Raw genomic sequence first — 25,933 nt, forward strand, 5'->3', positions numbered from 1 at the left:
CGTCGCCGCCAGAATTTTCCCCGCTGCGGCGCGGCTCCTCGCGCAGCAAATTCAGTCGTCGACAGGTCCTCCGCTTTGCTGCGGCCATTCGCGCCACCCATTGCGCGTGCGCAACGGGGACCCACGGTGCGGCCCTCCTTGTCCCGGCCTGCGGCCTATCCCCGCGATGTCAGTAATCGACAAGGAGAAATCATCATGCAACGCCTCGCACAATTCCTCGCAGCCACCGGGCGTCAGCTTCGCAACCTCGGGAAAGTCGTCTGTCACCTGTTTCGCAAGGGCAAACTCGGGCTGAAGCTCGCAATCAAGATCCCGTTCCTCGTCGAGATCGAGGTCAGCGACGAGCTCGATGGCAAGCGGAGCGAGTAACGCACGATCGGGTCACTTCGGTGGCCCGCTATCCGCCCGCTACAACATGTTCATTTGGCTAGGTGGCGCTCGTCCGGGCCTGATTGCAGGGGCGATATCCCTTGGCCCGCTTCTGGCGGGTAATCGAAAGAAAAAGCGCCACAGCGTCCTCTTCCCGATCGAAGTGATGGCTCATCCGTTGCCCGCGTCGTCCAATGCGTCCCCACAGCCGGGTAAGACAGATTTCTCCGAACAAGGTAGGTGTAATGTCCATGGCGTAGTAGCGAGCCATGTTCCTGGAGGCATCCGTTCGTTCCACGTAGAGATGGTAGGGCTGTGTGGTCATGACGACAGAATCGGAAATTATCCTACCGGCGTCCAACGAGTGTTATGAATCGTTCGGGTGCGATTGATTCATATCGGTGAAGTGTGTTCGGGCGACACGCCTACGGCGCACGGCTCAAGTCGCAAGCGACCGAAGCCCGCATACGGTCTCCGCCCATCCGGGTGACGATCCTGTCGCTTTCTATGGCTCATTCGCACCACGGCTTCCGTGCGCCGGACCATTTTCTAGCAAGGTCTTCGGCGACCAATGCTAGTCCAATCGAACGCCCGCCCCGCGCCACGATCCTGAGTTTGCGGCCGTAACGATCTTGGTCTCGGCCGTTCGAAGATACGAGAATGGACCAGCGTTGAGAAGCACGAGCAAGCGGCGCTTGGCCGCCTCACCCTTTTCTTGCTCGTAGGCACAGCGCGGAGGACTGAGCTCAGTGGCGTCAATGTCCGCGATCCTGATCTTCTGGCGCTGAAACCAGAATGTGTCGCCGTCGGCAACGCAGTTCACCCGTCGCCGTTCACCGCAAAGCGTAAAGTTGGCCGACAGGCCGTCCGCGTGCGCCGTCGCGACACCTGTCGCGGAAATGATGATGCCAGCAGCTATAAGCATCGCGGTCTTCCCAATTGAGCGCAGGATGCGCGGCCCCTTCGTGTTCATTTTGGATCTGCCTTGCTCGGTTCCGGGATGGTTTCCGATGAGGTAGCTGGACGATGAAACCGGTTCTGCCCGACACAGGTTTTCATATCGTTGCGCCGGAACCAGATTGCGCGACCGCATCTCAGCGGCGGATTGCCGGCGGTGAAGACAATCTGCTCGTCGGCGCGCATTCGTAGTACCTCATGCGGCTGGATCAGGGGCCTTGCTGCCAGCTGCTTCGATCGCGTCCGCGACGAGCCGCGCGCCTGAAAGCTGCGGCTCACCTGGTCGATCTCGACCGTCGTCATGCCGCAGCGGCGCGATATGTAATCCGCCGTCTCTGGATCATTGATGGCAGCGAAGGAAATCCAGCTGGCGCTCTCGAACCACTTGCTGGATGCATCGCGCCCGCCATAGGTTTCCCGCAGCTGGCCGATAGACTGGTAGATCATGGTCAGCGTGATGCCGTATTTGCGCCCTGCATCGCGCGCTGTTTCCAGGATGCGCATATACCCGAGCCTCGCCACCTCATCCAGAAGGAACAGGGCACGGCCCTCGATCGCTCCATCCCGATTGTAAATGGCATTCAGGAACGACCCTATGATGACGCGCGCCAGCCCGGCATGTGTCTCCAATGTCTTGAGGTCAATATTGATAAACACGTCCGTCTTGCCCGACGCGATGTCATCGGTGGAGAAGGCCGATCCGGAAACGAGCGCGGCATAGTTCTGGTAGGACAGCCAGTGTGTTTCCTTGATCGCATTGGCATAGACGCCGCTAAACGTCTCGGGCGTCATGTTCACGAAGGCCGCGACATTTTCCTTGACGAAGTCTGAGCCGGAATTGTCGTAGATGTCCTGCAGGCGCTGGCGCAGTTTGGGCTCGGGTTCCGACAGATTGGCCCGCACCTGGCGGAGCGTCTGCTGTTCTGCCGGCGTGTGGCCGGAAAGGCAGACGTCAGCAATGATCGCGGTCAGAAGCTGAAGGCCTGACGCTCGGAAGAAGTCATCACGGACACCACTGGCGCGCCCGCTTTCACTCATGATCCATGACGCGACAGACGCAATGTCCTCTTCCTTGGTGCCACCAAATTTTCCAATCCAGTCGAGTGCGTTGAAGCCGGTCTTCGGCTGGCGCGGATCGAGGATGCGGATCCTGCGCCCCGCCCCTTCCCGATGCTGTGACACCATCGGTGCTACCTCGTTCGACGGGTCGAGCACGATCAACGATCCACCCCATTTTAGAGCGGTCGGGATCGTCACCGATGTCGTCTTGAAACCGCCGGAGCCGGCGAAGACGATGCCGTGCGATGACCCGAAGGAGCCGTCGAAGCAGAGTAACGAAGCTTTCCCTCCGTCGCCCCAGCTGTCCTTGTCATCCGCCCGGAACCCACGCGCCGCGGCGCCGTCGCGATCGACGCGATATCGTTCTCCGACGACGATGCCGCCAGTATCGGCGAACAGGCGTTCGGCCTCGCTTAACTTCATCCAGTCGGCCTCTCCGTGAAGCGCTCGCTTGCCGACAATCCGTTTGGGCTCCGGTCGAACGAAAGCTGCGTTTCCGATCACGGCAACACGAAGCGCGAAACAACCGGCCATGAGCGCTCCAGCCGCACCGATCATCGTGGCGGTATCGAGATAGGCGAAGATCGATTTCCCCGCGGGCACCTTGTCGGCGAATGCGGCCAGGCGCGATGTCTCGCGCGCCGCTGCCACCAATATAGTGCCGACGCTTCCAGCGACCACGCTCCAGCCAACGAACCGGATGCTCCCCGATCCCGCCGACGCGAAGAGCCAGACAAGGCCAACTGCGGCGGCGGCAATGTAGGGCATCGCGATGCCGATCCTGCCGAACATCAAGCGTTGGGCTTCGGTCTTGCCCAACGGGGCAAGCGACTGGTCAAACCCGGAGACAACGATGGTGACCGCGATGATCAGCATGGCTGGCACGATGGCGAGAAGAACTCTATTCACCGTCATTGCCGAATGCCTCTGCACCGATCGCAGTCAATCGTGCTCGCTCGCCGGCATCCGCTTTGAGCCGGCGGGCGAGTTCGAGCAATGCACCCAGCAGCATCGCGCGCTTTTCAAACCTTAGACCCGCCTTCACGATCAGCCCTCCGAGCTCGATTTTTTCGCGCGTGTCTTTCTTGCGGGCGTCCGATGTCAAGGTTTTCGACATGCGTTCAAGCCTCGCCAGCGCTGCTCGCAGCCTCGCCAGCCGGGTTCGCCGAGGTCTGCCCGCCGTTCGCACCTCCCCTCTCCTTCCCGTGCGATCCGGCCTTGCCCCCGCGAAACCGTTTCGCCACGTCCTCGAACGCCGCCTGAAGGTCGGCGTCGTCAATCTCGATCTCAGCAAGACCGGCCTTCAATGCGATGCGTCCGATCCGCTCGGCATCGCGGGTTTCCGCTGCCTTGAGTTGTTCTTGCATCTTGGCGATGTCATTTCTGATTTGTTGCGTTGATTTCCGCATTTCCTGTCTCCTTTGGCCTGAAAATCGATGCCGACAGGCAAAGGTTTTCAGACTGGAGTGCGGAACGCACTACTGTGAATCCTACAATCGCCAAGGGCGATGCTTTTGTGAATGATCCCATCCGTTCGCAAGGACGGATCCGAAGGGCGCAATTATACGTCGCTAATGCGACGCTCTGCTTTTGCCCCCTGGCGGGGCCGTCCGCTCTCCACGAACACATTGAATTCGTTCGATCGAAGGAGCGCTTTCCGCCGTGGCCGTCCCGCATTTCTCAGTCAGCATCGTCGCCCGCGGCTCCGGCCGCAGTGCTGTGCTGTCGGCTGCCTACAGGCACTGCGCCAAGATGGACTATGAGCGGGAAGCCCGCACGATCGACTACACCCGCAAACAGGGATTGCTGCACGAGGAGTTCGTCATCCCCGCCGATGCGCCGGAATGGCTCCGGTCCATGATCGCCGAGCGCTCGGTGTCCGGTGCCTCGGAGGCTTTCTGGAACCGGGTGGAGGATTTCGAGAAGCGGTCGGATGCGCAGCTCGCCAAGGACGTCACCATCGCACTTCCGATCGAACTCTCGACAGAGCAAAACATTGAAATGGTCCGAGACTTCGTGGCTCGGCATATCACAGCTCAAGGCATCGTGGCTGACTGGGTCTTCCATGACGCGCCGGGCAATCCCCACATCCATCTGATGACAACGTTGCGGCCGCTGACAGAGGACGGTTTCGGCTCGAAAAAGGCGGCGGTCACTGGACCCGACGGCAATGTGCTGCGCAACGATAGCGGCAAGATCGTCTATCAGCTTTGGGCCGGCGGGCTCGAGGACTTCAATGCGTTTCGCGATGGCTGGTTCGCCTGCCAGAACCGGCATCTCGCTCTTGCCGGGCTCGACCTTCGCGTCGACGGGCGCTCCTTCGAAAAGCAGGGCATCGAGCTGACCCCGACGATCCATCTCGGCGTCGGCACGAAGGCGATCGAGAGGAAGGCGGCCAGCGGGGATGGGAGGGCGGATGAGAAAGCTGCGCTCGAACGCCTGGAACTGCAGGAAGAGCGGCGGGCGGAGAACGCTCGCAGGATCCAGCGCAGTCCGGAGATCGTCCTTGACCTGATCACGCGGGAAAAAAGTGTCTTCGATGAGCGCGACGTCGCAAAGATCCTGCACCGCTACATCGACGATGCGGGCCTCTTCCGTAGCTTGATGGCGCGCATCCTTCAGAGCCCCGAAACCCTTCGTCTTGATCGCGAGCGGCTGGACTTCGTGACCGGGGTGCGTGCGCCCGCAAAATATACCACACGCGAGCTGCTCAGGCTCGAAGCCGATATGGCCAATCGAGCGATCTGGCTCTCGCAGCAGTCGTCGCATGGTGTCCGCAAGTCCGTGCTCGAGGCGACGGTCGGGCTCCACGACCGGCTGTCCGACGAGCAGAAAGCCGCCATCGAACATGTCGCCGGTCGCGAGCGGATCGCCGCCGTGATCGGCCGGGCCGGCGCGGGCAAGACCACGATGATGAAGGCGGCCCGCGAAGCCTGGGAAGCCGCCGGCTATCGTGTTGTCGGTGGCGCGCTCGCCGGCAAGGCAGCCGAAGGTCTGGAGAAGGAAGCGGGCATCGTCTCGTGCACGTTGTCATCCTGGGAACTCCGTTGGAACCAGCGACGCGGGCAGCTCGATGACAAGACAGTCTTCGTGCTGGACGAGGCCGGGATGGTGTCGTCTCGGCAGATGGCGACAATTGTCGAAATGGTCACCAGATCTGGCGCGAAGCTCGTGCTCGTCGGCGATCCGGAGCAGCTTCAGCCGATCGAAGCGGGTGCTGCGTTTCGGGCGATCACTGAGCGCATCGGCTATGCGGAGCTGGAGACCATCTATCGCCAGCGCGAGCAGTGGATGCGCGAGGCATCGCTCGATCTGGCGCGCGGAGAAATCGGCAAGGCTGTCTCTGCCTATCAGGCGAACGGCAAGATGATGGGCTCCGAGCTGAAGGCTGATGCCGTCACCAACCTCATTGCCGACTGGAACCGCGACTACGATCCCGCCAAGTCGACGTTGATCCTCGCTCACTTGCGCCGTGATGTCCGGATGCTGAACGATTTGGCGCGCGCAAAGCTCATAGAGCGCGGCGTCATTGATCAGGGTTTCGCGTTCAAGACTGCTGATGGAGACCGCAATTTTGCCACTGGCGATCAGGTCGTCTTCCTGAAAAACGAGGGTTCTCTTGGCGTCAAGAACGGCATGCTGGGCAAAATCGTAGCAGCGGCGTCAGGTCGTATCGTCGTGGCGATCGGCGAGGGAGATGATCTACGTGAGGTCAACCTCGAGCAGCGATTCTACAACAACATCGACCACGGTTACGCCACAACGGTTCACAAGTCTCAAGGCGCGACGGTCGATCGCGTCAAGGTGCTGGCATCTCTCTCGCTCGATCGTCACCTGACCTATGTAGCGATGACCCGTCACCGCGAGGATCTCGGCGTCTACTACGGCAGCCGATCCTTCGCCAAGGCCGGTGGACTCGTCGAGATCCTGTCGCGCAGGAATTCCAAGGAAACCACGCTCGATTATGCGGGCGGCAGCATCTATCAGCAGGCGCTCCGCTTTGCCGAGACGCGCGGGCTTCACATCGTCAACGTCGCCAGGACCATCGCGCGCGACCGTCTCGAATGGACGGTGCGGCAGAAGCAAAAGCACGCCGATCTCGCCGGCCGGCTTGCGGCCATCGGTGCCAAGCTCGGCTTCGCAACGTCGGCGGCGAGAACAATTCCCATCGCAGCAAAGGAGGCCAGGCCCATGGTTGCCGGTATTACGACCTTCCCGAAATCGATCGATCAGGCCGTCGAGGACAAGCTCGCGGCCGACCCCGCGCTCAAGAAGCAATGGGAAGAAGTCTCGATGCGCTTCCATCATGTCTACGCACAGCCAGAAGCGGCCTTCAAGGCGGCGAATGTGGATGCAATGCTGATCGATCAGGCGACCGCGGCGAAGGCGATTGCAAAGATTGCCGCAGAGCCGGAGGTGCTCGGTGCGCTGAAGGGCAAGACAGGGGTGTTCGCGAGCCGGGCCGATAAGTCGGACCGAGATCGGGCGCTTAGGAATGTCACGCCGTTGGCCGATAGCATCAGCGACTATCTGCGCCAGCGCGGCGATGCAGAGCGGCGAAACCACGCTGAGGAGCTGGCGGTTCGGAAACAGGTCGCGCTTGAAATCCCTGCACTTTCGGCGAATGCAAAGAGCGTGCTCGAACGTGTTCGCGACGCCATTGATCGAAACGATCTGCCAGCCGGCCTTGAGTATGCCTTGGCGGACAAGATGGTGAAGGCCGAACTCGAAGGCTTTGCCAAGGCGGTGACCAAGCGTTTTGGGGAACGGACATTCCTGCCTCTCGCCGCCAAGGATGCCAACGGCGAGGCGTTCCAACGGGTCACGTCTGGCATGAACGCAACGCAGAAGAGCGAGGTCGGCCAGGCCTGGAACACGATGCGGACCGTGCAGCAGTTGTCTGCTCATGAAAGAACTGTGACCGCGCTAAAAGCCGCTGAGGCCATGCGTCAGACCAAGAGCCAGGGACTGACGCTGAAATGAAGGTGCGCCATCGACATAGCGTGCTTCGGCGCATCCATCGGCTCGTCTGGTTCTATCGGATCAGCAGCGTCAGCCTTTTGACGCTCGGGCTTCTCGTGATGCTCGGTGGAGCCGGCTTCAGGGTCAATCTCACGCCGAGCGAACCGCTCGGTCTATGGCGCATTGTCGATCCTGATCGCCCGGTTTTGGTTGGTGATCTGGTCTTCATTTGCCCGCCCGATACCGAGCAGATGCGCGAGGCGCGCTCACGTGGATATCTTCGTTTCGGTCTTTGCGACGGACAAGTCGCGCCCCTGATCAAGACCGTCGCAGCGATATCCGGACAGACCATCGAGATCGATGGCGCGGTGCGTGTCGACGGGAAGTCGCTACCCCACTCGCGTGTCGCACCGTGGGATGGCCAGGGGCGCGTGATGGCCACTTATGACGGTGGTGTCGTTCCACCTGACATGGTGTTTCTGCACTCCGAGTTCCCGGGGTCGTTCGATAGCCGTTATGTCGGCCCTCTTCCAACTGACGGGATTCTCGGATTGGCGCAGGAGGTGTGGACCTATGCGCCTTGACCATCTTCGAACGTCGGCGTTGATCATCGGCTCGGTCGCGGCTGGCTGGATCGGTTGGAGTGGCAATATCCTGTCCCTTCCGACCGTTATCTTCTTCCCGGTTATGTGGTCGCTCTCGGGAAGGCGCTGGCAAGCGGCCGCAGTTTCGGCAGCGTATTTCCTGGCTGCGTCGCGAGGCCTGCCTCAAGGTGTGGCAAACTTCTATTCCTCGGATATCTGGCCTGGCCTGCTTCTGTGGCTGATCGCCTCGGTCGGCTTCGTCGTCGTGCATACGGCGCTCTGGACAGACGGCACAGGTTGGCGAAAACCGCTTCGCTTCCTGATCGCTTGTGTGATCATGGCGTTTCCGCCGTTTGGTATCACTGGATGGGCGCATCCGATCACCGCGGCCGGGGCTCTGTTTCCGGCTTGGGGCTGGTGGGGGATAGTTGCGATGGCAGCCGGCCTGGCCATGATGACGACGCCCCGTTGGCCGGCTGCAGCCATGGCCCTCACGGGCATCTGGCTCTGGTCCGCCGCTGAGTGGACGCAGCCGAGTCTACCTGCGTCGTGGCAGGGTGTCGACTTGGAAATGGGGGCTTCTCTCGGTCGGGACACGAGCCTCGAGCGGCACAAAGCGCTAATCAAGATGGTTGGTCGTCAGGCGGCGGCTGATATCGTTGTCCTGCCCGAGAGCGCTCTCGGCTTTTGGACGCCCACGCTTGCGAGGTTGTGGCGAACGGCGCTTTCCGGCACCAACACCACGGTGATCGCCGGGACTGCGCTCATCGACACGGACGGCTACGATAATGTGCTCGTTTCGATCAGCGCTGATGGCGCCACCATCCTCTATCGCGAGAGGATGCCGGTTCCCGGATCGATGTGGCAACCGTGGAATAAATTGCTGGGAGAGGCTGGCGGCGCCCGGGCGCATTTCTTCGCAAATCCTGTCATCGAGGTCGTAGGCTCCAGGATTGCCCCGCTGATTTGCTATGAACAGCTCATTGTCTGGCCGGTGCTGCAGTCCATGCTGCATGATCCAGACGTCATTGTTGCTGTGGGCAACGGCTGGTGGACGACCGGGACCTCGATCGTCGACATTCAGCGCGCAAGTGCACAGGCCTGGAGCCGCCTCTTCAGCAAACCCGTCATCTTCTCGTTCAACACCTGACTGGACATTCCCTATGCTTGACGTCGCTCTTATCGAGAGATGTGCCGATCCTTCGCTCACGCCCGCCATCGTCGAGCAGTTCGTGGCGGCAGCCGGCTCCGCCGATCCGTTGGCCATCACCGTGAAATCCGGCGGCAGGCTTGTCCTCGTCTCAAGACCGCAATCACCCGAGGCAGCGTTGGAGATCATGCGCCAGCATGTGGGAAAGGCGAGTGTTCGAGTCGGTCTCACGCAATATCCCGCCGGCGTTGGCATCACCGACATCGCTGAGCTCGATACTGCGCTTGTTGACCCCTGCGAGAATCTCAAGCGCGGCACAGCGCTGTTTGGCAAAATCTCCCGTATCGTGACGAAATGGTACGGTAGCCCGACGAGCAAGGAGGTTATACCTCAGATGTTCGAGGACGCCGTCTACGCATGGCGCACCGGCGAGTTCGAGGGTACCAAGGTTTTTCAGGTTGAGGACCCGGGAGGGGCGACCTTCGTGAGCGGGAAGCCACTATCAAAACGTCAAACCGAGGAGGACTCTCAGGAAGTTGATGCGAAGCCGGGTGAAGAGGATTCCGTGCAGCCGCCCGTCGCAGTAACAGAAGTCGGCGCGGCCGAGATGCGCATCGACCTGTCGAGGATTGGCGGCCGGTAGCTGACCGATCACGCTGCGGGCAGCGCGTACCGGGTCAAAACAGCTTCCTTGCCGTCCAAGCTGATTTCGATCACTTCGTTTAGCAACTCCTCACCCTCCGCCAGATCACGAAGAACTATATCAAATAGCTCTCTCTGCAATGCAGGGGTAACGAAGGGTACAATGATGACCAAGCCCGCGTGCAGCTGTTCTCTGCTGTAAAGCTTCCGGAAATCTCGCGCATTGTTTGTGACGAACGTATAGTCCTCTGCCACGATGCGCGGCATGAGGTCCCAGTCTGCCTCACCGCTCAGTCCCAGCCAGTTCACGTGGAAGCCATCGTGGCCGTTGTCCTGCGCGACGGCCACGAGTGATGTATGAAGGCATTCGTCGATCAGAAATTTCACGACAATGAGCCGGCGCGCTTTACTTCTGGTCTTGTTCCGAGGGTAAGGCGCTTGGTGGACGTCGCCGTGATCCCGAAATCGGAAAGCTTGCGGGGCCTACCCCTTGCAGGATGAGCCGCGGCCCAGATTTCGGACAGCTCAACCATGCGGGAGGTAAGCGCCGGATACCCGTCGACGATCTCCTGTATGCTCGCGCCCTGCCTCCTCATCGCTGCAATCGCCCTTACAGGGACGCGCGTTGACTTGAAGACAGGCTCTCCACCCATAACGCCCTTGCTGCTTTCGACAATAGCTTTTGCCTCGCGCAAAGCTTCAGCTCGCGCGGCCAATTGTTCCCTCGCCCGGGCGACATCGACAATCAAGTAGTCATCCGCCCGAACCGTATCAGCGTGCGGGTTTTCGTCGATCGTGTCGAACAAACGTTTGCGTCGCTCAGCTGAGAGGATCGAGCCGACGCCATACCAGAGTTTCAACCGAAGGAGATCGTCATCGGATAAAACGCGACCTTCACCGCCAACGGAACCGGCAGATATGACGCGCTTGTCGATGGCGTTGTGGACGGACTTGACGGCGATTTCGCTCAACGCTGCGGCTTCGGTCGGCGTATACGCACGATAAGAAGTTGGCATAATCATTCTCCTTGGGAAGAAGATATATCGCGCCTGCCCACATTTTTGAAGCCCTTTGAACGAAATCCTTCAGGTATCGCTTGGTGGGCGCCTTAACAAATCAGCGGCTTGGATCTCGAGCGCGATCGCGAGTCGCTCAACCACATCAATGCTTGCGTTGTAAATGCTGCGTTCCAAGGAGCTAATGTACGTGCGGTCAATCTCGGCACGATGCGCAAGCTCCTCCTGCGACAGGCCTTTCTGTTGACGCGCCGCTCGCAAGTTTTGCGCAAAGACTTCTTTGATCTCCATGTAGCGGAGATCAAACGCTTGAAGAGTATTCCTCCACGGAGTATTCTCTACAGAGGCCTATGGAGCGCCGTTGACTTCGATAATTCCTAGGCTTCGGCTCCGTGTGGCAAGGTGAAATGCCCGCCGGGTTATGGAGAATGTGACGTGACGATGAAAGTTCTTATTGAAAAACGCGCATTAGAAGAGGCTGCAATAGCCGCAATCCAGTCACAACGCCGGCAAATGGCGGCTGACGAAGTTGTCTATGAGGAATTGCTAAGGGCCCAAAATGATCCGAGCATGCCGGCGTCCATCTCTGCACAGCTGCGCGATGAGTATTCAGCGCGACAAACAAAGTTGGCAGAGCAACAAGCGATCCTTGCGGAAACTTTGGACGCTCTAGGTTACGTACCCATTGTTCCAGTCTGAAATCAAAGCCAGCTTCTGTCTTTTGCAATGGCGATTAGATGGGGGACGGTGCTCGCAGCCGCTTTCTTTCGCGCCTTATCTAGGTGGTCTTGAACGGTGCGCGGACTCATCCCCAATATGTCTGCGATCTGCGGGCCATTTCGCCCTCGCGCCGCCCATTCGACGCAAAGCAGTTCCTTTGGAGAAAGCGTTTGTCGCGGGCCTACATCTACGCGAGTAGAACGGACCAGCGATCTATAGTGGACCGAGAGCAAAGCCTGAATAGCTTTCGCGCCATGCTGGGAAAAAGTAGTGCTGATCTCACGGCGCGGTGACGCGAGGGTCAGCATGAGCGTTGAAGCGAAACTACCCTCCACTGCAACCGTAATTCCGGACCTGATACCGTGCGAGATCGCTTCGTTGCGAAAGTCCCTCATCTCTCGATCGTCGGTAGATTTCCACTGATCTGCCGACCAGGCGAAAGGCTCCCGTCGGAGACGAGCCTCCCGCACCACGGGATCGATACGAACGAGGTGTCGCTCCAAGTAGATTTTTTTCCAGGGCTCGGGATAAGAGCTTAGTGTCCTGACGCGCATTCCCTCTTTCTGCAGGTAGGCAAACCGCTCAAATCCAATACTCGCCGCAAAATCTCGGAGCGCACCGACCATCAACTCGTGACCCCTCGCAGAGTCGAGCTTATCGATAAGGCATCGGAACGCTTCATCCATAGCAAACCTCTAAAGTTCGGGGGCGGCATCGACGTGAAAGAACGGCCTTGCGCGTGCGGTCGACTGCTAGCCGATTGTTCTTTCGATCACGGAGAGCCAGTTCTTCCACGCGATTTTTTCGATGAGACCTTCGCCGTATCCATACTCCCGAAAAACGTCGAGAAGCCGTTGAAGTCCGGATGCGTCGCTGATCAATTTCGGTACATCGGCGCCGTCAAAGTCTGAACCTAGGCCGACACCGTCTTCACCGAGCTCGAGGATCAGGGCATCCATATGCCGGAGCAAGATCTCAGCATCCGGGACACCCGATCCGGCCGGCGGGGAGTGAAGAAACGTTGTTTCAAAGTTCAATCCCACCAGCCCCTTGGTGTCGCGGATCGCACCAAGCTGCCAATCGGTCAGGTTTCTGGCATGTGGGCAAATGCGATGCACATTCGAATGGGTGGCGACCAACGGCGCGTTACTCAACGCGGCAACGTCGCGAAACCCACGCTCATTTAGATGAGATAGGTCAACAAGGATTTTCTTGTCATTGCAGGCGCGCACAAGATCCTTCCCCGCGTCGGTCAGGCCTGGCCCGGTGTCTGGCGCAGACGGGTAGCGGAAAGGTACGCCGTGACCGAACATGTTCGGCCTGCTCCAAACCGGTCCGATCGAGCGCAGACCCATTCCGTAGAGCGTTTCGATCATTACCAAGTCGCGATCAATCGCCTCTGCCCCTTCGATGTGGAAAACGGCGGCGATCGTGCCGCGATCCCTCGCCGCTCGTATGTCGGCCGCAGACCGGCACAGAGCGACCGCTCCGGCACGGTCAAGCTCGAACAAAATGGACGCCATGGCGATGGTGGTCCGACGTGCATCGTCCATCGAAAGCGCCGGTGGTAATGGCTCATCGATCGCGAAGACCGACGCGCCCTCCACGACAGCTTCTGTCGGCGTGTCTGGCGAAGGCGCGAATACCGCAAACATGCCGCCAGCGAACCCTCCCTGTTTCGCGCGTGGCAGGTCAATATGCCAGTCGTCAGGGGAGCCCTTGGTGAAGAGGGATACCTTGTCGGCCTCGTCGGTATAGTGAAGCTTGTATAGAACGTCGTTATGCCCATCGAAGATGGGGATGAGGTTTCGTTCGGCCATGTGAAATCTACCTGTCTATGCTCGCGCCGGACGGTGGGCGATGCTCAAATGGGGTGCATGATACCGGTAGCTAGGGCTAGATATTCGAGCTGCCCACTAGCTACCGAGTTGCAGGGGAATAGGTCGGCGCCTCACCCGGCGAGCTTTGCCCCAGCTAGCAGGTCTTCAGTGATTGAAGCGCGAAAAGCGCTCGTCTCGTCCGTGCCGTCAATGTTCATAAGGACGATCACAGCTTGGCTGTTGTCACCTGTCAAAGCCACAATGTTAGAGGCTCCGTTGTCACTGCCGGTGTGTCCAACCACCTTGCGCTTGCTTGTTTCCTCCTCAGTCCAACCAAGGCCCTGATAGGGATAAATCTTCCGGTCGACCTGCCGGCGGAGCATTTCCCGAGCGGTGGCTTTTGAAAGAATGGGCGTGCCGTCGCGATGTTGTCCGAGCATGGCCTGTATCGCTTTTGCTAAATCAGTTACCGAACACCGAAGCATTCCTGCTGGCACGTCCGGATATCCTTCCTGAGAGAGCTCGACATATTCGCCGTTCTCAAATCTGTAGGGCTTGGCAAGAACGTTGGGAGAAAACTCGCGGAGATACCAATGCGCGTTGGTGATGCGAAGCGGGGTTAGGATGTTCTCTGCGACATAGCTCGCAAAGTCCTTCTTGCTGATCGCTTCAACCAGGTAACCCGCCAAGGCAGCCCCGACATTGCTGTAGTCCCATTTGGTGCCTGGCTTTGCCTTCAGGAAAGACGTCTTCGGCGAATAGGCGCTGCCGCCCTTCACTAAATAGCTCTTGAGGAAACTTGAGAGGCTCTGCGTGGGGTCGCCCTCGACGGAGTAATCCCCATATCCTTCGTCAGATATGCTGGAGGTGTGCGTAATCAGTTGATGAGCAGTGATCGCCAAACGCGGGTGGTTCGGGTTTTTCACCGGGAAGTCGATGAATTCGTTCAAGTCCGCATGCAGGTCATAACCGTGGCGCTCGAACAGTTGCACGAGGGCAGAGGCTGTAAAGAGCTTGCTAACGGAAGCGAGATGGATCGGTGTCTGAGGGGTCATTTTTCTATTTGCCTTCAGATCGGCAAAACCAAACGATGACGCGTAGCGGACCGGGTTTCTTTTCGAAGTGATGGCAAAAGATGCCCCGACCACTTTGGCAGCCTCCATTCGTGCAGGGACACTCGCCTCGAACTCACGGCGCCAGCGCTCAAACGCATCGCCCTTCTCTTCCGTCCCGGTCGCAAAGGCCACCGTCGGCATGAGCACCCCTGCAACTCCAATTTGGATCAGCTCTCGTCTCGTGGAATACATTGCTAGTCTCCTTGTAGATTTGTTTTCAGGGTTTTTTGTTCATCGACCATCGTGAACCGTTGTGTCGGACTCTGGTCGCTCGATTGATACTGCACGCTCGCTAAAATTCGCGTTCTATACTCACGAGGCCGCCGATTGCACTGTCGCGCACCCCCTCCTCCGTACGGAGGGACGTGAACGCGAATTCAGTGCTGATGAGAAGCGAAGGAATGAGTTCGTAGTCGATGCTGGCCGCGATCGCGTACTTCCCCGTGTCCGTGTAAGCAGCTTGGCTATTCAGAACCACCTCGTCAGACACGTGTAAGGAAAAACCCGTCCATGCAGCGAGCCGACCTTCCCAGGCTCCAAAGTAACCAGGCTCGGCGCGGCCGGAGCGGTATCCGACCATGGCAAACGTGGAAAATGAATCGCTCATCTCGAGATCGAGCCGAGCTTTTGCGGCGACTTGCTTGCCGACGGAGTCGTAGCCGATCACTGATCCTATCTGGATCCGATCAGCATCGAGACGAATGCCAGCCACGGCATGCGGAACGACTCCGTGGACGATAAAGTCAGAATCGTCTCGGATTTCGCCCTGTTCGACACCAAACATTGCCGACCAGCCTTCATCGAAGCTCGCCGTGTAGCTGATTAAGTTGGTGAATGATGGCCCGTAAGCGACCACGTCATCGCTGAGGACCTCACCTGCCGAATTGAGCCACATATCAAACTGGGAGCTGGTGGCGCCAACAAGAACGCCGTTAAGTTCCAAGACGGCCTCCGAAAGGGTCACTCCACCACCTTCGTCTGATGCTCCGTCAAGGTCGATCGACAGAACGGATTTAAGCGCACCGAGATCCGTCTCGGATGCTGTGCTGAAATCGATACTGGCGCTTGACGTCGGAACCACTCGGCCCAGCAATTCACCGGAATAAACGTCTTCGCCTCCGGATAGGTCAAAGGTCACGCTGCCGCTGATCTTTAGGCACGTTTCGCTTCCAGGGAGAAGGAAATACCCTTCGCCCCATGTGTCGCACACCTTCAGATACTCCCCGTCGTCTGCATTTGCCTGAAACCCGGCGCAGCTGGATGCAATCATGCAATATGCGAGTATGCGTCGCATCGTCGTTTCCTCAGCATTGTTGAGTAAGCCCACAATTTGGGGCGTGATTTGAAGGCGCCCGCGCTACCGAGCGAAGCCCTCGCTGGCTTTCAGAAGTTCTTGGGTGTAGCGTTTGTGAGCCTCGCCAACGGCGAGCTCGTCCACAGCCAGCTCCTCCACCGCGCAACCGTTCTGCATGATCATGAGACGGTCGCACATGTGATGGATCACAGCGAGGTCGTGGCTGACCATGAGGTAGGTCAAGTTGCGCTCGCGCCTTACCTCGTTCAAAAGGTTCAAAACTTCTGCTTGGACGGACGCGTCCAGTGCAGAGGTTGGTTCATCGAGCAGCAGAATTTTGGGCTCAAGGATGAGCGCGCGGGCAATCGCCACGCGTTGGCGCTGCCCACCGGAGAGTTGGTGCGCATGGCGAAAGCGGAAACTTGCACCTAGCCCCACATCGTCTAGAGCTTGCCTGATGCGTCTTTCACCATCTGCAAGACCGTGTATCGCAAGCGGTTCCTGAAGGAGCCGGTCCACTGTTTGTCGTGGATGCAATGACCCGTAGGGATCCTGGAACACCATTTGGACGTCGCGATAGAATGCCTTCGGCCGACGACTTGGCAAAGGCTTTCCAGCAATTGTCACGACGCCTTTCGCAATCGGGACGGCTCCCATTATCGCGCGGAGTAGCGTCGATTTGCCCGAGCCGGATTCCCCAACGAGGCCATAGGATCCGCCAGGCGCGATGGTCATGCTTACATCTTTTACCGCGTGAAACTGATCGAAGAAGACGTTCAGTCGATCGACGGTGAGAATCTTCCCATTTGCAGCGATGTTCATTCCGCCCACTCCGCTCTCCGGTCCAGCACTGACAAGGGTGTTCGCCTGCCGCCGATTTTTGGCAGGCAATTAAGAAGGCCTTGGGTGTAGGGATGCTGAGCGTGCGCAAGACCCGAAGCTGCGAGTTCCTCGACGACACGGCCGGCGTACATAACGATGATGCGGTCGCAGAACGCGGAGACAAGTCCAAGATCATGAGAAATGAAAACCAAACCCATGCCGCGGTTTGACACTAGCTCATCCAGGATCTTCAGGACCTCTAACCGCACCGTGACGTCCAGCGCTGACGTCGGTTCGTCGGCGATCAGCAGTTCGGGACCGGCAATGAGCATCATTGCGATCATCGCGCGTTGGCCCATTCCGCCGGACACCTCGTGTGGATACAGGTCGAATACACGGTGTGGATCACGAATCTTTACGGCCGCGAGCATATCCAGCGCTCGCTCGCGCGCTTCTTTTACCCCCACGTTTTCATGTGTCCGCAAGGCCTCGACGATTTGCCGACCTATGCTCATAACGGGGTTGAGTGAGTATTTTGGGTCCTGCAAGATCATGGCAATGTGGCCACCGCGGAGTTTGCGTCGCTTCTGTTCAGGCGCTGCCAGGAGATCAATATCGGCAAATTTGAGGGCCTGCGCTGAGACGCGCGCATGCGGCGGGGTTAGTCCCATTATTGCGCGACCGGTTTGCGATTTGCCCGAGCCGGACTCGCCGACGATCGCCACACGTTCTCGGCCGATCGTAAACGTGACTCCGCGGACGACATCGGTAAAGCCCGTCCGTGTGGGATAGGATACCCTCAGATTTTCGACCTGCAAAAGACTGCAGGGCGCGGCTTTTCCCGCTGGCAGTTCTAACGTTTCCATTGATATGTCTCCGGATCTATTGACCGCTGCGCCGCGGATCGAGAGCATCGCGTAGCCCGTCGCCGAGCAGGTTGAACCCGAGGCTCACAATGACGATTGCAAGGCCTGGGGCTGCCGCGACCCACCACTGGTCGAGGATAAACCTGCGCCCGGATGCAATCATCGCACCCCATTCAGGCAGCGGTGGCTGTGCCCCAAGTCCTACGAACCCAAGCCCGGCTGCAGTAAGGATGATCCCGGCCATGTCGAGCGTGACGCGCACGATCAGGGAAGACGTGCAGATCGGAACGATATGGCGCAGAACCACGCGAGAGGGTGGTGCGCCCATAAGCTCCACAGCTCGGATATAGTCGACGTTTCGAACAGTCAGCGTCTCGGCACGCGCAATACGGGCGTAAGCGGGCCAGGATGTAATGGCGATTGCGAGTACAGCATTTTCAATTCCCGGCCCGAGAGCCGCCACGAAAGCAAGGGCAAGAATGAGCTGAGGAAACGCGAGGAAGACATCGGTGATACGCATCAAGATAGCATCGACCCAACCCCCGAGATAACCAGCCGTCGTGCCGACGAGAAGGCCTATCGGTGCGGCTATGATCGCAACGAGTACAACGACGAAGAGGGTGATACGCGAACCATAGACGATGCGAGAGTAGATATCGCGCCCGAGATCATCCGTCCCAAACCAGTGCTGTAGCGAAGGCGGTTGGAGCCGTGCCCCGCTCAAATCGCCGACCAATGGGGAGTGCGTAGCGAGTAAGTCGGCACAAGCCGCGGCAATCAGCAATGAAATGATGATTGAGAGGCCCACCATCGCCAGTCTGTTGCTTTGGAAGCGCTGCCATGTGGCGTAGGTGTGGCCCAGTCGTGCCTGCCACCGTGATGACGGCCGTTCTGAAGTTAGCCATTCGCGCCGCGTGATTGGCGATCGGTCAACGATAGTCATCGTGTGCTCCGTAAGAAGTGGCCGTGGATTTTCACATTCCGGATCTTGCGATCCGAACGACGCTGCAGTGGCGAGAAACGCGGGCTCATTGCACCCTCGTCCTCGGGTCGAGCATCCGGTAGAGAAGATCAGCGATAAGATTGAGCGCGATAAAGACCGAGCCTATCAGCACCGTGCCGCCGAGAACGGCATTCATGTCCGCATTTTGGAGCGAGTTGGTGATATAAAGGCCGATACCTGGCCAGGAAAACACCGTCTCGGTTAGTACAGAGCCCTCCAAGAGGCTCGCATAGGAAAGCGCAATAACGGTCACGAGTGGGACGGCGGCATTCCTGAGCGCGTGGCACCACACAACGCGCGCCTCTGACAACCCCTTCGCGCGGGCCGACACGATATACTCTTGGCTTAGCTCGTTCAGCATGAACGAGCGTGTCATGCGGCTGATATAGGCAAGGGAGAAGTAGCCAAGCAGCAGTGCCGGTAGGACGATGTGGTGGACGACACTGGAGAAGACGGTCCATTCGCCTTGGAGCGCAGAATCCAACAACAGAAGCCCGGTGATTGGCGTGAACGAATACTCGTAGGCAACATCGATTCTGCCGGGATAACCAACCCATTGAAGCTTCACGTAAAAAAGAACCAACAGCAGTAGACCCATCCAGAATATTGGAACCGAATACCCTACAAGCCCGAAGATCCGCACGACCTGGTCTGTCCAACTGCCGCGTTTGACGGCCGCTAATACGCCGAGTGGGATGCCCACGCACGAACCGATCAACGTGCCGAGCGTTGCCAACTCGAGTGTGGCTGGGAAAAAGCGGCGGAGATCCTCCATTACCGGATTTGTGGTGAGCACCGATCGGCCGAAGTCACCTTGCAGGACACCTTTGATGTAGATGTAGAATTGCTCGATCAGTGGGAGGTCGAGCCCCATCTCCCGTCGCGTGCGCTCAACGACTGCGGCAGGCGCGCGGTCTCCAAGCACGGCAAGCACCGGATCGACGGGAATGATCCGCCCTATGAAAAACGTTACAGCCAACAGGCCGAAATACGTTGTCATCGCGACCAACAAAAAGCGGGCAAATTGGGCAAGGATTGCCAGCGTTCGCGTCCCGGCGCGGCTCATCGTCTGTCGGCTAGTGGAGATGTCCGAAGCTTGCAGCATCATCTGCCTAATCCTTCGTAACGTTGCCGACAAAGTTCGTGTCGAAGCTCGGGCCAAGCTTCAGGCCACGGACATTCTTTCGGACCCCCGCGACTTCGATTTGCTGAAAAAGCAGAACGAAAGGGCTGGTCTCCAGGACTGTGCGCTGGATGTCTTCGTACATCGCCCTGCGCTTGGCACTGTCTGTCTCCATCAACGCTGCGTCTGTCTTCGCTGTCAGCTCCAACACATGCCAGGCATTTCTCCAGGCAAGCGTGCTGTTCTTGCTTCGGTCAGAATTGTCGGTGTTCGAGGCAAAGGCCTGGGCATTGGAGTTGGGATCAAAATAGTCCTGCCCCCACTGGCCGATATAAATGTCGTGGTTTCGCGCCCGATATTTCGTCAACGTCTGCTTGTCGTCGCCAGGAACGATTTCGATGGTTATGCCGGCCGCGGCGGCCGTCTGCTGGATCGACTCCGCGATGCCTGTTACAGGTTGCGTGTTGCGCACATCCATCGTTACAGAAAACCCATCCTTTAGGCCGGCTTTCTCGAGTAGCGCCTTGGCTTTGGCGACGTCCAGTTTGAATGGCGTGTCGCTCAATTCCCCCAGAACGCCAGCCGGGAGAAAAGTTTGGTGGACGCGGCCTATACCCTTGATCAAGGTTTTGCCGATTGCGTCGTAGTCGACCAGATACTTGAACGCTTGCCGCACTTCCGGCGCGGCAAGGCGTTGGTTTTTCTGATTGAGCCCGATGTAGAAAACCGTGCCTTTCGGCGCTTCAACCAAGTCGACCAATTCGCTCTTGGCCATAGCTTCGAGATCGTTGGGTTCGAGGTTTCGTGCAACGTCGATATCGCCAGCTTCCAGCGAAAGTCGCTGCGCGGCGCTCTCTTTCATGTGTCTGTACACGACACGGGCAAGCTTGGCCTTGCTGCCGTGATAACCTTCGTTGCGATCTATGACCACGGCTTCGTTCGCCCGCCACTCGCGGAGCTTGAACACTCCGGAACCGGCCGAGTGAGTTTTCAGCCAATCATTGCCGAAGTCACTGTCCCATTTGTAATCCGTGCTGGGGACCGCCGGTATCGCATGGTCAAGAACCAGTTTCTTGTCGACCACGGCGGACGAGGACGATGCCAGGCAGTTGAGTACGAAACTCGGTGCATACGGCCGGTCGACCGTGAACACGAAGGTATCGGGTCCTTCTGCTCTGGCTTTCTCCGTGACGTTGTCACCGGTAATACCGAATTGGCCGAGAATGAACGCAGGGGCTTTGTCGAGCTTGATGACGCGCTCGAAAGACCAGGCCACATCCTCTGCAGTGACTGGATTGCCTGATGCAAACGTTAGCCCCGGTTTGAGCTTGAAGGTGTAGACGAGACCATCGTCGGAGATCGTCCAGCTTTGCGCGAGATCGCCCTGGACCTTCGATGTGTCAGACACGTCGAACCGGACCAAGAGATCGTAGATGTTCGCGCTTATTTCGGCGGTTGACAGCTCAAACGCTTCAGCAGGGTCCATCGTTATGATTTCGTCCAGGGCGTAACCCTGCACTAGGGTATCCGCTGGCGTTTCTGCCATCGCCAGCGGCGTTGTGGCAACGATGCTAGCCAGTACCGTTGCCATGAGCCACGTTCGCCGCGTGAAATTAGTTTTGCTGAAGTTCATTTTTATCCTCCCGTGGTCGGCTTTGCGCCGACTTTTGTCTGCAGTTCCCGTCGAAAGACCTCAGCCAATAGATGGCTGGCTCGGCGCCCAGGTCTGGGCCGAGTGCGGCGTGGGCATCGCTGATATTCCTCCCGCCACCGTTAATTGTTCGGTGGACAATAAAATGATATGTATATACCTATCATCATGTCAACCGGCTTTTTTGCCGGGTGTCCCACCACACTCGAAACTCATGAGCTCTCGGCGACCAGAGCGGTGCGCCGAAGACGGTTAGGATGAACTATGGTCGAGAAAAATTTGAGAGCGGACGAGGTAAACGGCCCAAGTGCAAGGCCGGCTCTAGGCCGACTTCCGCCCTACAATGCGGGTATTTCGGCTTCTGTCGCGCGCCAGATAAGCGGTAAGGAAGATGTCATTTGCCTGGGAAGCAACGAGAACCCGTATGGATCGTCGCCGTCGGTTGGGGCTGCTCTTTGGGGCCTCATTCCCTCACGCTATAGCGATCCGATGTGCGCATCGCTTCGCAATGCCATTTCCGACCGGCTAGGTGTAGCAGCGGACCGGATCGTGTGTGGCAACGGCTCCGAGGAATTGATTGCCGCACTCTGCCGCGCTTATCTGGAACCGACCGATCACGTCCTGACAGTGTCGCCTTGCTTTGGCCTGCATGAGATCGAGCCGATGGCCGCGGGAGCGCAGGTGATCAAAGTTCCCATGACCGAAAATCTCGATTTCGACGTGCAGGGGCTTGTCGCGGCGCTCGCGAATGGTCCCAAGATCCTGTTCATCTCATCACCCTCGAATCCCGTTGGTCAGGCCCTGTGTGAACAAGCTCTGTTGCTTATTACAGACGCTGTTCGACCAGGTACGATCTTCGTGCTGGATGAAGCCTATGCGGAGTTTATCTCGATAGGCGCCCCAGATGGACTGACCAATCTGAAGCATCGTTCTGACTTGCACTGGGTGGTCCTTCGAACCTTCTCGAAGGCGTATGGTTTGGCCGGTTTGCGCGTCGGCTACGCGATAACATCAAATTACGGCTTGGCTCGGACAATTCGTGCTACATTAACACCCTTCAACGTCAATGCGGTTGCACAGACGGCGGCCGTCGCGGCGTTGCGTGATACCGCCTGGATGATTGAAGCGACTACAAGGTTACGGCACGACAGGGAAGTTTTGGCGGACCGCCTTCGCCGGCTCGGGTTGCGAGTGATCCCGTCGCAAGCAAACTTCCTGTTCATCGACCTGCCAATGGACGCTGCGCCAGTAGCCGGGGTCTTGCTTCAGAAGGGTATTGTCGTCAAACCTTGGATGGAGACGGGGTACACCAACTTCATACGGGTAACGATTGGAACGGCAGAACAGAATGAGCGCTTCGCCCAGGAACTCGAAGGCGCGGTCAATCTCCGCTAACAGCTGCCGGCCGCAGCTTTGACAGGTGACGCACCGATAAAAGGACGCCGCGTGGGACGAGCCGCCGCAGTCGGCCTGACGCGTGAACGCGTTGTCGACGCAGCGATCGCTCTCATCGATGAAGAAGGTCTGCCTGGTTTTTCTGTACGGGCCCTTGCTCGCCGACTGAACGTCTTCCCGGCCGCCCTCTACTGGCATGCTGGCGGCCGGAAGACAGACCTTTTTGCCGAAATATCCGGCGCCCTTATCGCTGGTCTCATGGCTCATGATGATCGTGCGGGGGACTGGCGTGATACAATCCGCACCCTGTTTAAGCGGTTCCGCTCACGTATTCACCAGCATCCAAATGCCGCCCCTCTGCTCGGACCTAGTATCCGATCCAACGGTGCGCCGAACGCCCCCTGGGTGGAGATCGTTCTTGCCGCCCTCGTTCAAGCTGGCTTCAAAGAGGAAGGTCTTATCGATGCCTTCAACGCGGTGGTTGGAGCTTTGGAAGGTTTCGTCACTATCGAACTTGCCGCGGATGAGGCGAGTGAGGATTCAGAATGGGTAAAAACGTTTGATGCCGATCTCGAGGCATTGGACGCCGATGTGTTTCCGCTTACGAAGCAATATCTGCCTCGCATGTATAATCAGTCGTTCGTCATGCGCTGGAAAAGCGGGAACTCGGCTCCGCTCGACAAGGGGTACGACTTTCTGATCGAAACGTTGATCTCAGGACTTGAGATGCAGGCCCAAAGGTCATCGAGGCCTTAGCTATGTTTCCTTAGAGGACTTGCCCGACAATAGGTGCAGAATGCTAACCCCAATCGAAATTTTCATCGCGTGAGGTCGAAAACTCCCTACCAAGGATCTTGCTTCCAAGCACATTCCGCCGTTCGGTTGCGAACGCTGCCTTGGCGCTGCCGTGACGAAGTTGGCCGATAGCGCTTACCTCTGATCGCGAAAATGACACGCCATCACGCAGTGGGACTGAACCTAGCAGAAGCCGTTGAGTTTGAGGATTTGTACGCTCCTATTGTGGCCTGCAGGCTTTCCTCGGACGCCCGATCGCCCGAATTGACGTCAGGGTGATGCATTTTGAGCCGTTGCTTGTAGCGCGTTCGGATCTCAGCCGACGTCGCTTCCCACGGCAAACCCAACGTTTCGAATGCCCTTGCTTCCAGAACCTTGAGTTTTCGCAGTTGGGAAGCGGCTCTTCCGGCTTGGCTTCTTGCGGCATTTTTGCGTGCGTTCAACGTCTTTGCCGTGCCGGAGCGCGTCATTGAAGGTAGGGGGATTTCAGTTACCTCCTGCAGGAGCGTACCCCATGTACGGCGCCTGCCGGTCGCAGCTTCTCTCTGATAACGTGCAACCAAGGGATCAGAAAGCTTCGGAGCGAAGTTGTAACCTTTGATGTATTCTCTCACGTGTCCTTCACAGAACAACAGATACAATCCCTCGGCATCGGCTCCGACTGGAGCGCGATGGCTCCCATCGCGATCGCATCCGTCCCACTGACATCGCGGGCCGTTGTTTTCGCGAAGAAGCGACGGTTTGCTACGCGTTGAGCGCAGGCCGACGAAGATTTTTGAATCAGAAGTCATTGCGGTTTATAAGGGTGGCCGGCGCTGCTGAGCAAGGTGTCGTGCCAATGATAGCGTGACAAAACCATCGGCCCCCTTGTTGGGCTATTCAAATTGCACCATCCAACTCTGGGATCCACCTAGCCATCCTTGAAAATGTGAATGGTCGGTTTCCTGGAGTAGCCCGCATCAGTTCACTGAGGTAATAGTTTTCGTTCCGGGGAGGAACGGATGACTGAACAGCCGCTTTTGAGGCCGTCTGAAAATTGTTGGCGGGTGGAGCGCGCTAATGAGTTTGCGATCTTAATCGACGCGGACATCTATTTCTCGGCTGCCCGGTTGGCGATGAAAGCCGCGAAGCGCACGATCTATCTCGTTGGCTGGGATTTCAACGCGCGGGTGACGCTCGGCCATCCCGATGTTCAGGATGAAGCGCCCAGGGGTGTCGGCGACTTTCTCTTGTGGCTGGCCAAGCGCAACCCCGATCTGGAAATCCGCTTGTTGCTATGGAATCCAGCCCTGCTTTCGAGCTGGCTTAAGGTCGCGAACGTACCTTATTTGCTGCGGTGGAAACTGAACCGTCAGATCACAGTCAAGCTGGACGGCAACCATCCGGTTGGCAGCTCCCACCATCAAAAAATACTGGTCATCGATGATAGTCTGGCTTTCTGTGGCGGGATCGATGTCACGACCGATAGATGGGATACCCGGGCGCATATCGACGACGCGCCGAAACGGAAACGCCCGGACGGCACAGCTTATGGACCTTGGCACGATGCTTCGAGCTATTGCATCGGCCCAGCGGCGCGGGCGCTAGGCGATCTATGCAGGGAGCGTTGGCAACTGGCTGGTGGCGAAAAGCTCGAAGCCGTCGAGCAGCACGCCGATTTTCCTCGCGTTGAGGGAGCCATCGCTTTTGGCGAGGTCGATCTTGCTATATCTCGCACGAGCCCGGCCTATGATGATCGCGAGCAAGTAACCGAAATCGAGCGGCTGTATGTGGACATGGTGATGTCCGCGCAAAAGGTCGTCTACGCTGAGAGCCAATATTTTGCCTCGCGCGCCGTTGCGCAGGCCATTGCGAGAAGGCTAGCGGAACCGGACGGTCCCGAATTCATACTTATCAATCCGGTGAAAGCCGACGATTGGCTCGGGTCTCTCGCCATGGATTCCGCGCGCGCAAGGCTGAGAGAATCGCTACGCCGCCATGATCTCCACAACAGACTGCGCATCTATCATCCGGTCACTGCGAGAGGCGAACCGATCTACGTCCATTCCAAACTGATGATCGTGGACAATGAGCGGATGCGGGTTGGCTCGTCGAATTTCAACAATCGTTCGATGAGATTTGACAATGAGTGCGATGTCGCGTTCGAGGCGCTGGGCTCCGAGACGCTAAGAGCGAAGCTGGAGAATTTGCGGAATGACCTGTTGAGCGAGCATCTTGGCGTCGCCGTCGATTCTTTTCGCAACATTGTGGAGCGCGAGGGATCGGTCATCGCGGCGGTGGAAGCGCTCCGGCATTCGGCGGGTCCGGGAGAACCAGCGTCCCAACGCACCTTGATACCCTATGAGACGCCAGCATTGGCCGACATAGCTCAGTGGCTGGCTGACAATGAAATCCTTGACCCCGAGGGTCCCGAACAAATCTTTGAAGCGATCGAGAGGCGCGGTCTGTTCCGCGGGCGGCTCAAGATGCCCTTCTAGAAGCTATGCACCCGAACTGTTCGCGCAGCACGGCGCGAGCATTGGTGGCCACGCACGATGATGTCGTAGCAATCGTTGATCAGCATTCGATCATTGGCAGCGCTATTCATACG

At 58.2% G+C, this 25,933-nt stretch carries 26 protein-coding genes and 1 pseudogene; 9 read left to right on the forward strand and 18 right to left on the reverse strand.

What is annotated here, in order from left to right; all coding sequences use genetic code 11:
- The first annotated feature begins 195 nt into the window (after positions 1-195).
- The gene (locus MUU55_RS27320; RefSeq protein WP_244763929.1) at positions 196-369 is read left to right on the forward strand and encodes a hypothetical protein; all 174 of its coding nucleotides are present in this window, start codon (positions 196-198) and stop codon (positions 367-369) included.
- 58 nt (positions 370-427) lie between these two features.
- On the opposite strand, the gene MUU55_RS27325 is transcribed toward MUU55_RS27320, so the two are convergent.
- From MUU55_RS27325 to traC, 5 genes are all read right to left on the reverse strand, one after another.
- Complete coding sequence (locus tag MUU55_RS27325) at positions 428-694, reverse strand: WGR domain-containing protein (protein WP_342346080.1); 267 nt, start codon at positions 692-694, stop codon at positions 428-430.
- A 249-nt stretch (positions 695-943) separates the two neighbouring features.
- Positions 944-1,342: a hypothetical protein gene (locus MUU55_RS27330; RefSeq protein WP_425314238.1), complete on the reverse strand. Its 399-nt coding sequence runs from the start codon at positions 1,340-1,342 to the stop codon at positions 944-946.
- A complete protein-coding gene (gene traG, locus MUU55_RS27335; RefSeq protein ID WP_244763991.1) occupies positions 1,339-3,300 on the reverse strand; it encodes a Ti-type conjugative transfer system protein TraG in 1,962 nt (653 codons plus the stop codon). The genes MUU55_RS27330 and traG overlap by 4 nt, the downstream gene beginning before the upstream one ends.
- Complete coding sequence (traD, locus tag MUU55_RS27340) at positions 3,287-3,502, reverse strand: type IV conjugative transfer system coupling protein TraD (protein ID WP_244763930.1); 216 nt, start codon at positions 3,500-3,502, stop codon at positions 3,287-3,289. The genes traG and traD overlap by 14 nt, the downstream gene beginning before the upstream one ends.
- Positions 3,503-3,506: 4 nt before the next feature.
- Entirely contained in the window at positions 3,507-3,794 is a 288-nt protein-coding gene (gene traC, locus MUU55_RS27345; protein WP_244763931.1) for a conjugal transfer protein TraC, read from the reverse strand.
- Positions 3,795-4,047: 253 nt separating this feature from the next.
- Here traC and traA point away from each other — a divergent pair, with 253 nt between their 5' ends.
- Genes traA through MUU55_RS27365 form a run of 4 tightly spaced genes read left to right on the forward strand, consistent with a single transcriptional unit; the run spans position 4,048 to position 9,724 of the window.
- Positions 4,048-7,368: a Ti-type conjugative transfer relaxase TraA gene (traA, locus tag MUU55_RS27350; protein ID WP_244763932.1), complete on the forward strand. Its 3,321-nt coding sequence runs from the start codon at positions 4,048-4,050 to the stop codon at positions 7,366-7,368.
- Positions 7,365-7,931: a conjugative transfer signal peptidase TraF gene (traF, locus tag MUU55_RS27355; RefSeq protein WP_244763933.1), complete on the forward strand. Its 567-nt coding sequence runs from the start codon at positions 7,365-7,367 to the stop codon at positions 7,929-7,931. Before traA ends, traF begins: the two co-directional genes overlap by 4 nt.
- Positions 7,921-9,081 (forward strand): conjugal transfer protein TraB, encoded by a 1,161-nt coding sequence (locus tag MUU55_RS27360; RefSeq protein ID WP_244763934.1) that lies wholly within the window; start codon positions 7,921-7,923, stop codon positions 9,079-9,081. The genes traF and MUU55_RS27360 overlap by 11 nt, the downstream gene beginning before the upstream one ends.
- A gap of 13 nt (positions 9,082-9,094) precedes the next feature.
- Positions 9,095-9,724, forward strand: coding sequence for a TraH family protein (locus MUU55_RS27365; RefSeq protein WP_244763935.1), 630 nt, complete (start codon positions 9,095-9,097; stop codon positions 9,722-9,724).
- Between the two features lie 8 nt (positions 9,725-9,732).
- Here the strand turns inward: MUU55_RS27365 and MUU55_RS27370 are convergent, their stop codons facing one another.
- The 3 genes from MUU55_RS27370 to MUU55_RS27380 all read right to left on the reverse strand — a co-directional run bounded on the left by MUU55_RS27370 (position 9,733) and on the right by MUU55_RS27380 (position 11,030).
- A complete protein-coding gene (locus MUU55_RS27370; protein ID WP_244763936.1) occupies positions 9,733-10,110 on the reverse strand; it encodes a DUF5615 family PIN-like protein in 378 nt (125 codons plus the stop codon).
- The gene (locus tag MUU55_RS27375) at positions 10,107-10,739 is read right to left on the reverse strand and encodes a DUF433 domain-containing protein (protein ID WP_244763992.1); all 633 of its coding nucleotides are present in this window, start codon (positions 10,737-10,739) and stop codon (positions 10,107-10,109) included. The genes MUU55_RS27370 and MUU55_RS27375 overlap by 4 nt, the downstream gene beginning before the upstream one ends.
- A 69-nt stretch (positions 10,740-10,808) precedes the next feature.
- Entirely contained in the window at positions 10,809-11,030 is a 222-nt protein-coding gene (locus MUU55_RS27380) for a helix-turn-helix domain-containing protein (RefSeq protein ID WP_244763937.1), read from the reverse strand.
- 150 nt (positions 11,031-11,180) lie between these two features.
- Between MUU55_RS27380 and MUU55_RS27385 the strand changes: the two genes are divergently transcribed.
- A complete protein-coding gene (locus tag MUU55_RS27385; protein WP_244763993.1) occupies positions 11,181-11,438 on the forward strand; it encodes a transcriptional repressor TraM in 258 nt (85 codons plus the stop codon).
- Between the two features lie 2 nt (positions 11,439-11,440).
- On the opposite strand, the gene MUU55_RS29445 is transcribed toward MUU55_RS27385, so the two are convergent.
- The 9 genes from MUU55_RS29445 to MUU55_RS27425 all read right to left on the reverse strand — a co-directional run bounded on the left by MUU55_RS29445 (position 11,441) and on the right by MUU55_RS27425 (position 21,093).
- Positions 11,441-12,145, reverse strand: coding sequence for an autoinducer binding domain-containing protein (locus MUU55_RS29445; RefSeq protein WP_367892218.1), 705 nt, complete (start codon positions 12,143-12,145; stop codon positions 11,441-11,443).
- A 66-nt stretch (positions 12,146-12,211) separates the two neighbouring features.
- Complete coding sequence (locus MUU55_RS27390; RefSeq protein ID WP_244763938.1) at positions 12,212-13,279, reverse strand: dipeptidase; 1,068 nt, start codon at positions 13,277-13,279, stop codon at positions 12,212-12,214.
- A gap of 131 nt (positions 13,280-13,410) precedes the next feature.
- On the reverse strand, positions 13,411-14,586 hold the full coding sequence (locus MUU55_RS27395; protein WP_244763939.1) for a serine hydrolase domain-containing protein: 1,176 nt from the start codon (positions 14,584-14,586) through the stop codon (positions 13,411-13,413).
- A gap of 100 nt (positions 14,587-14,686) precedes the next feature.
- Positions 14,687-15,688, reverse strand: coding sequence for a porin (locus tag MUU55_RS27400; protein WP_244763940.1), 1,002 nt, complete (start codon positions 15,686-15,688; stop codon positions 14,687-14,689).
- Between the two features lie 63 nt (positions 15,689-15,751).
- Entirely contained in the window at positions 15,752-16,510 is a 759-nt protein-coding gene (locus MUU55_RS27405; protein ID WP_244763941.1) for an ABC transporter ATP-binding protein, read from the reverse strand.
- On the reverse strand, positions 16,507-17,376 hold the full coding sequence (locus MUU55_RS27410; RefSeq protein WP_244763942.1) for an ABC transporter ATP-binding protein: 870 nt from the start codon (positions 17,374-17,376) through the stop codon (positions 16,507-16,509). The genes MUU55_RS27405 and MUU55_RS27410 overlap by 4 nt, the downstream gene beginning before the upstream one ends.
- 16 nt (positions 17,377-17,392) lie before the next feature.
- Complete coding sequence (gene nikC, locus MUU55_RS27415; protein ID WP_244763943.1) at positions 17,393-18,319, reverse strand: nickel transporter permease; 927 nt, start codon at positions 18,317-18,319, stop codon at positions 17,393-17,395.
- Between the two features lie 85 nt (positions 18,320-18,404).
- A complete protein-coding gene (locus MUU55_RS27420) occupies positions 18,405-19,445 on the reverse strand; it encodes an ABC transporter permease (protein WP_244763994.1) in 1,041 nt (346 codons plus the stop codon).
- Positions 19,446-19,491: 46 nt separating this feature from the next.
- Positions 19,492-21,093, reverse strand: coding sequence for an ABC transporter substrate-binding protein (locus MUU55_RS27425; RefSeq protein WP_244763995.1), 1,602 nt, complete (start codon positions 21,091-21,093; stop codon positions 19,492-19,494).
- Positions 21,094-21,417: 324 nt separating this feature from the next.
- On the opposite strand from MUU55_RS27425, the gene hisC reads away from it, so the two are divergent.
- Together hisC and MUU55_RS27435 are read left to right on the forward strand one after the other, a co-directional pair.
- On the forward strand, positions 21,418-22,548 hold the full coding sequence (gene hisC / locus MUU55_RS27430; RefSeq protein WP_244763944.1) for a histidinol-phosphate transaminase: 1,131 nt from the start codon (positions 21,418-21,420) through the stop codon (positions 22,546-22,548).
- Between the two features lie 51 nt (positions 22,549-22,599).
- Positions 22,600-23,304 (forward strand): TetR/AcrR family transcriptional regulator, encoded by a 705-nt coding sequence (locus tag MUU55_RS27435; RefSeq protein WP_244763945.1) that lies wholly within the window; start codon positions 22,600-22,602, stop codon positions 23,302-23,304.
- Positions 23,305-23,526: 222 nt separating this feature from the next.
- On the opposite strand, the pseudogene MUU55_RS27440 reads toward MUU55_RS27435, so the two are convergent.
- A pseudogene (locus MUU55_RS27440) lies at positions 23,527-24,134 on the reverse strand (J domain-containing protein).
- Between the two features lie 210 nt (positions 24,135-24,344).
- On the opposite strand from MUU55_RS27440, the gene MUU55_RS27445 reads away from it, so the two are divergent.
- The gene (locus tag MUU55_RS27445) at positions 24,345-25,820 is read left to right on the forward strand and encodes a phospholipase D-like domain-containing protein (protein WP_244763946.1); all 1,476 of its coding nucleotides are present in this window, start codon (positions 24,345-24,347) and stop codon (positions 25,818-25,820) included.
- Positions 25,821-25,933: the final 113 nt, after the last annotated feature.

Source organism: Shinella curvata (assembly GCF_022899935.1).
Lineage (GTDB): Bacteria > Pseudomonadota > Alphaproteobacteria > Rhizobiales > Rhizobiaceae > Shinella > Shinella curvata.

Excerpts from the sequence above, each read along its gene's own strand:
- MUU55_RS27320 (WP_244763929.1), top strand. The coding sequence starts at position 196 with ATGCAACGCCTCGCACAATTCCTCGCAGCCACCGGGCGTCAGCTTCGC.
- MUU55_RS27325 (WP_342346080.1), bottom strand. The coding sequence starts at position 694 with ATGACCACACAGCCCTACCATCTCTACGTGGAACGAACGGATGCCTCC.
- MUU55_RS27330 (WP_425314238.1), bottom strand. The coding sequence starts at position 1,342 with ATGAACACGAAGGGGCCGCGCATCCTGCGCTCAATTGGGAAGACCGCG.
- traG (WP_244763991.1), bottom strand. The coding sequence starts at position 3,300 with ATGACGGTGAATAGAGTTCTTCTCGCCATCGTGCCAGCCATGCTGATC.
- traD (WP_244763930.1), bottom strand. The coding sequence starts at position 3,502 with ATGTCGAAAACCTTGACATCGGACGCCCGCAAGAAAGACACGCGCGAA.
- traC (WP_244763931.1), bottom strand. The coding sequence starts at position 3,794 with ATGCGGAAATCAACGCAACAAATCAGAAATGACATCGCCAAGATGCAA.
- traF (WP_244763933.1), top strand. The coding sequence starts at position 7,365 with ATGAAGGTGCGCCATCGACATAGCGTGCTTCGGCGCATCCATCGGCTC.
- MUU55_RS27360 (WP_244763934.1), top strand. The coding sequence starts at position 7,921 with ATGCGCCTTGACCATCTTCGAACGTCGGCGTTGATCATCGGCTCGGTC.
- MUU55_RS27365 (WP_244763935.1), top strand. The coding sequence starts at position 9,095 with ATGCTTGACGTCGCTCTTATCGAGAGATGTGCCGATCCTTCGCTCACG.
- MUU55_RS27375 (WP_244763992.1), bottom strand. The coding sequence starts at position 10,739 with ATGCCAACTTCTTATCGTGCGTATACGCCGACCGAAGCCGCAGCGTTG.
- MUU55_RS27380 (WP_244763937.1), bottom strand. The coding sequence starts at position 11,030 with ATGGAGATCAAAGAAGTCTTTGCGCAAAACTTGCGAGCGGCGCGTCAA.
- MUU55_RS27385 (WP_244763993.1), top strand. The coding sequence starts at position 11,181 with ATGAAAGTTCTTATTGAAAAACGCGCATTAGAAGAGGCTGCAATAGCC.
- MUU55_RS29445 (WP_367892218.1), bottom strand. The coding sequence starts at position 12,145 with ATGGATGAAGCGTTCCGATGCCTTATCGATAAGCTCGACTCTGCGAGG.
- MUU55_RS27390 (WP_244763938.1), bottom strand. The coding sequence starts at position 13,279 with ATGGCCGAACGAAACCTCATCCCCATCTTCGATGGGCATAACGACGTT.
- MUU55_RS27395 (WP_244763939.1), bottom strand. The coding sequence starts at position 14,586 with ATGTATTCCACGAGACGAGAGCTGATCCAAATTGGAGTTGCAGGGGTG.
- MUU55_RS27400 (WP_244763940.1), bottom strand. The coding sequence starts at position 15,688 with ATGCGACGCATACTCGCATATTGCATGATTGCATCCAGCTGCGCCGGG.
- MUU55_RS27405 (WP_244763941.1), bottom strand. The coding sequence starts at position 16,510 with ATGAACATCGCTGCAAATGGGAAGATTCTCACCGTCGATCGACTGAAC.
- MUU55_RS27410 (WP_244763942.1), bottom strand. The coding sequence starts at position 17,376 with ATGGAAACGTTAGAACTGCCAGCGGGAAAAGCCGCGCCCTGCAGTCTT.
- nikC (WP_244763943.1), bottom strand. The coding sequence starts at position 18,319 with ATGACTATCGTTGACCGATCGCCAATCACGCGGCGCGAATGGCTAACT.
- MUU55_RS27420 (WP_244763994.1), bottom strand. The coding sequence starts at position 19,445 with ATGAGCCGCGCCGGGACGCGAACGCTGGCAATCCTTGCCCAATTTGCC.
- MUU55_RS27425 (WP_244763995.1), bottom strand. The coding sequence starts at position 21,093 with ATGGCAACGGTACTGGCTAGCATCGTTGCCACAACGCCGCTGGCGATG.
- hisC (WP_244763944.1), top strand. The coding sequence starts at position 21,418 with ATGGTCGAGAAAAATTTGAGAGCGGACGAGGTAAACGGCCCAAGTGCA.
- MUU55_RS27445 (WP_244763946.1), top strand. The coding sequence starts at position 24,345 with ATGACTGAACAGCCGCTTTTGAGGCCGTCTGAAAATTGTTGGCGGGTG.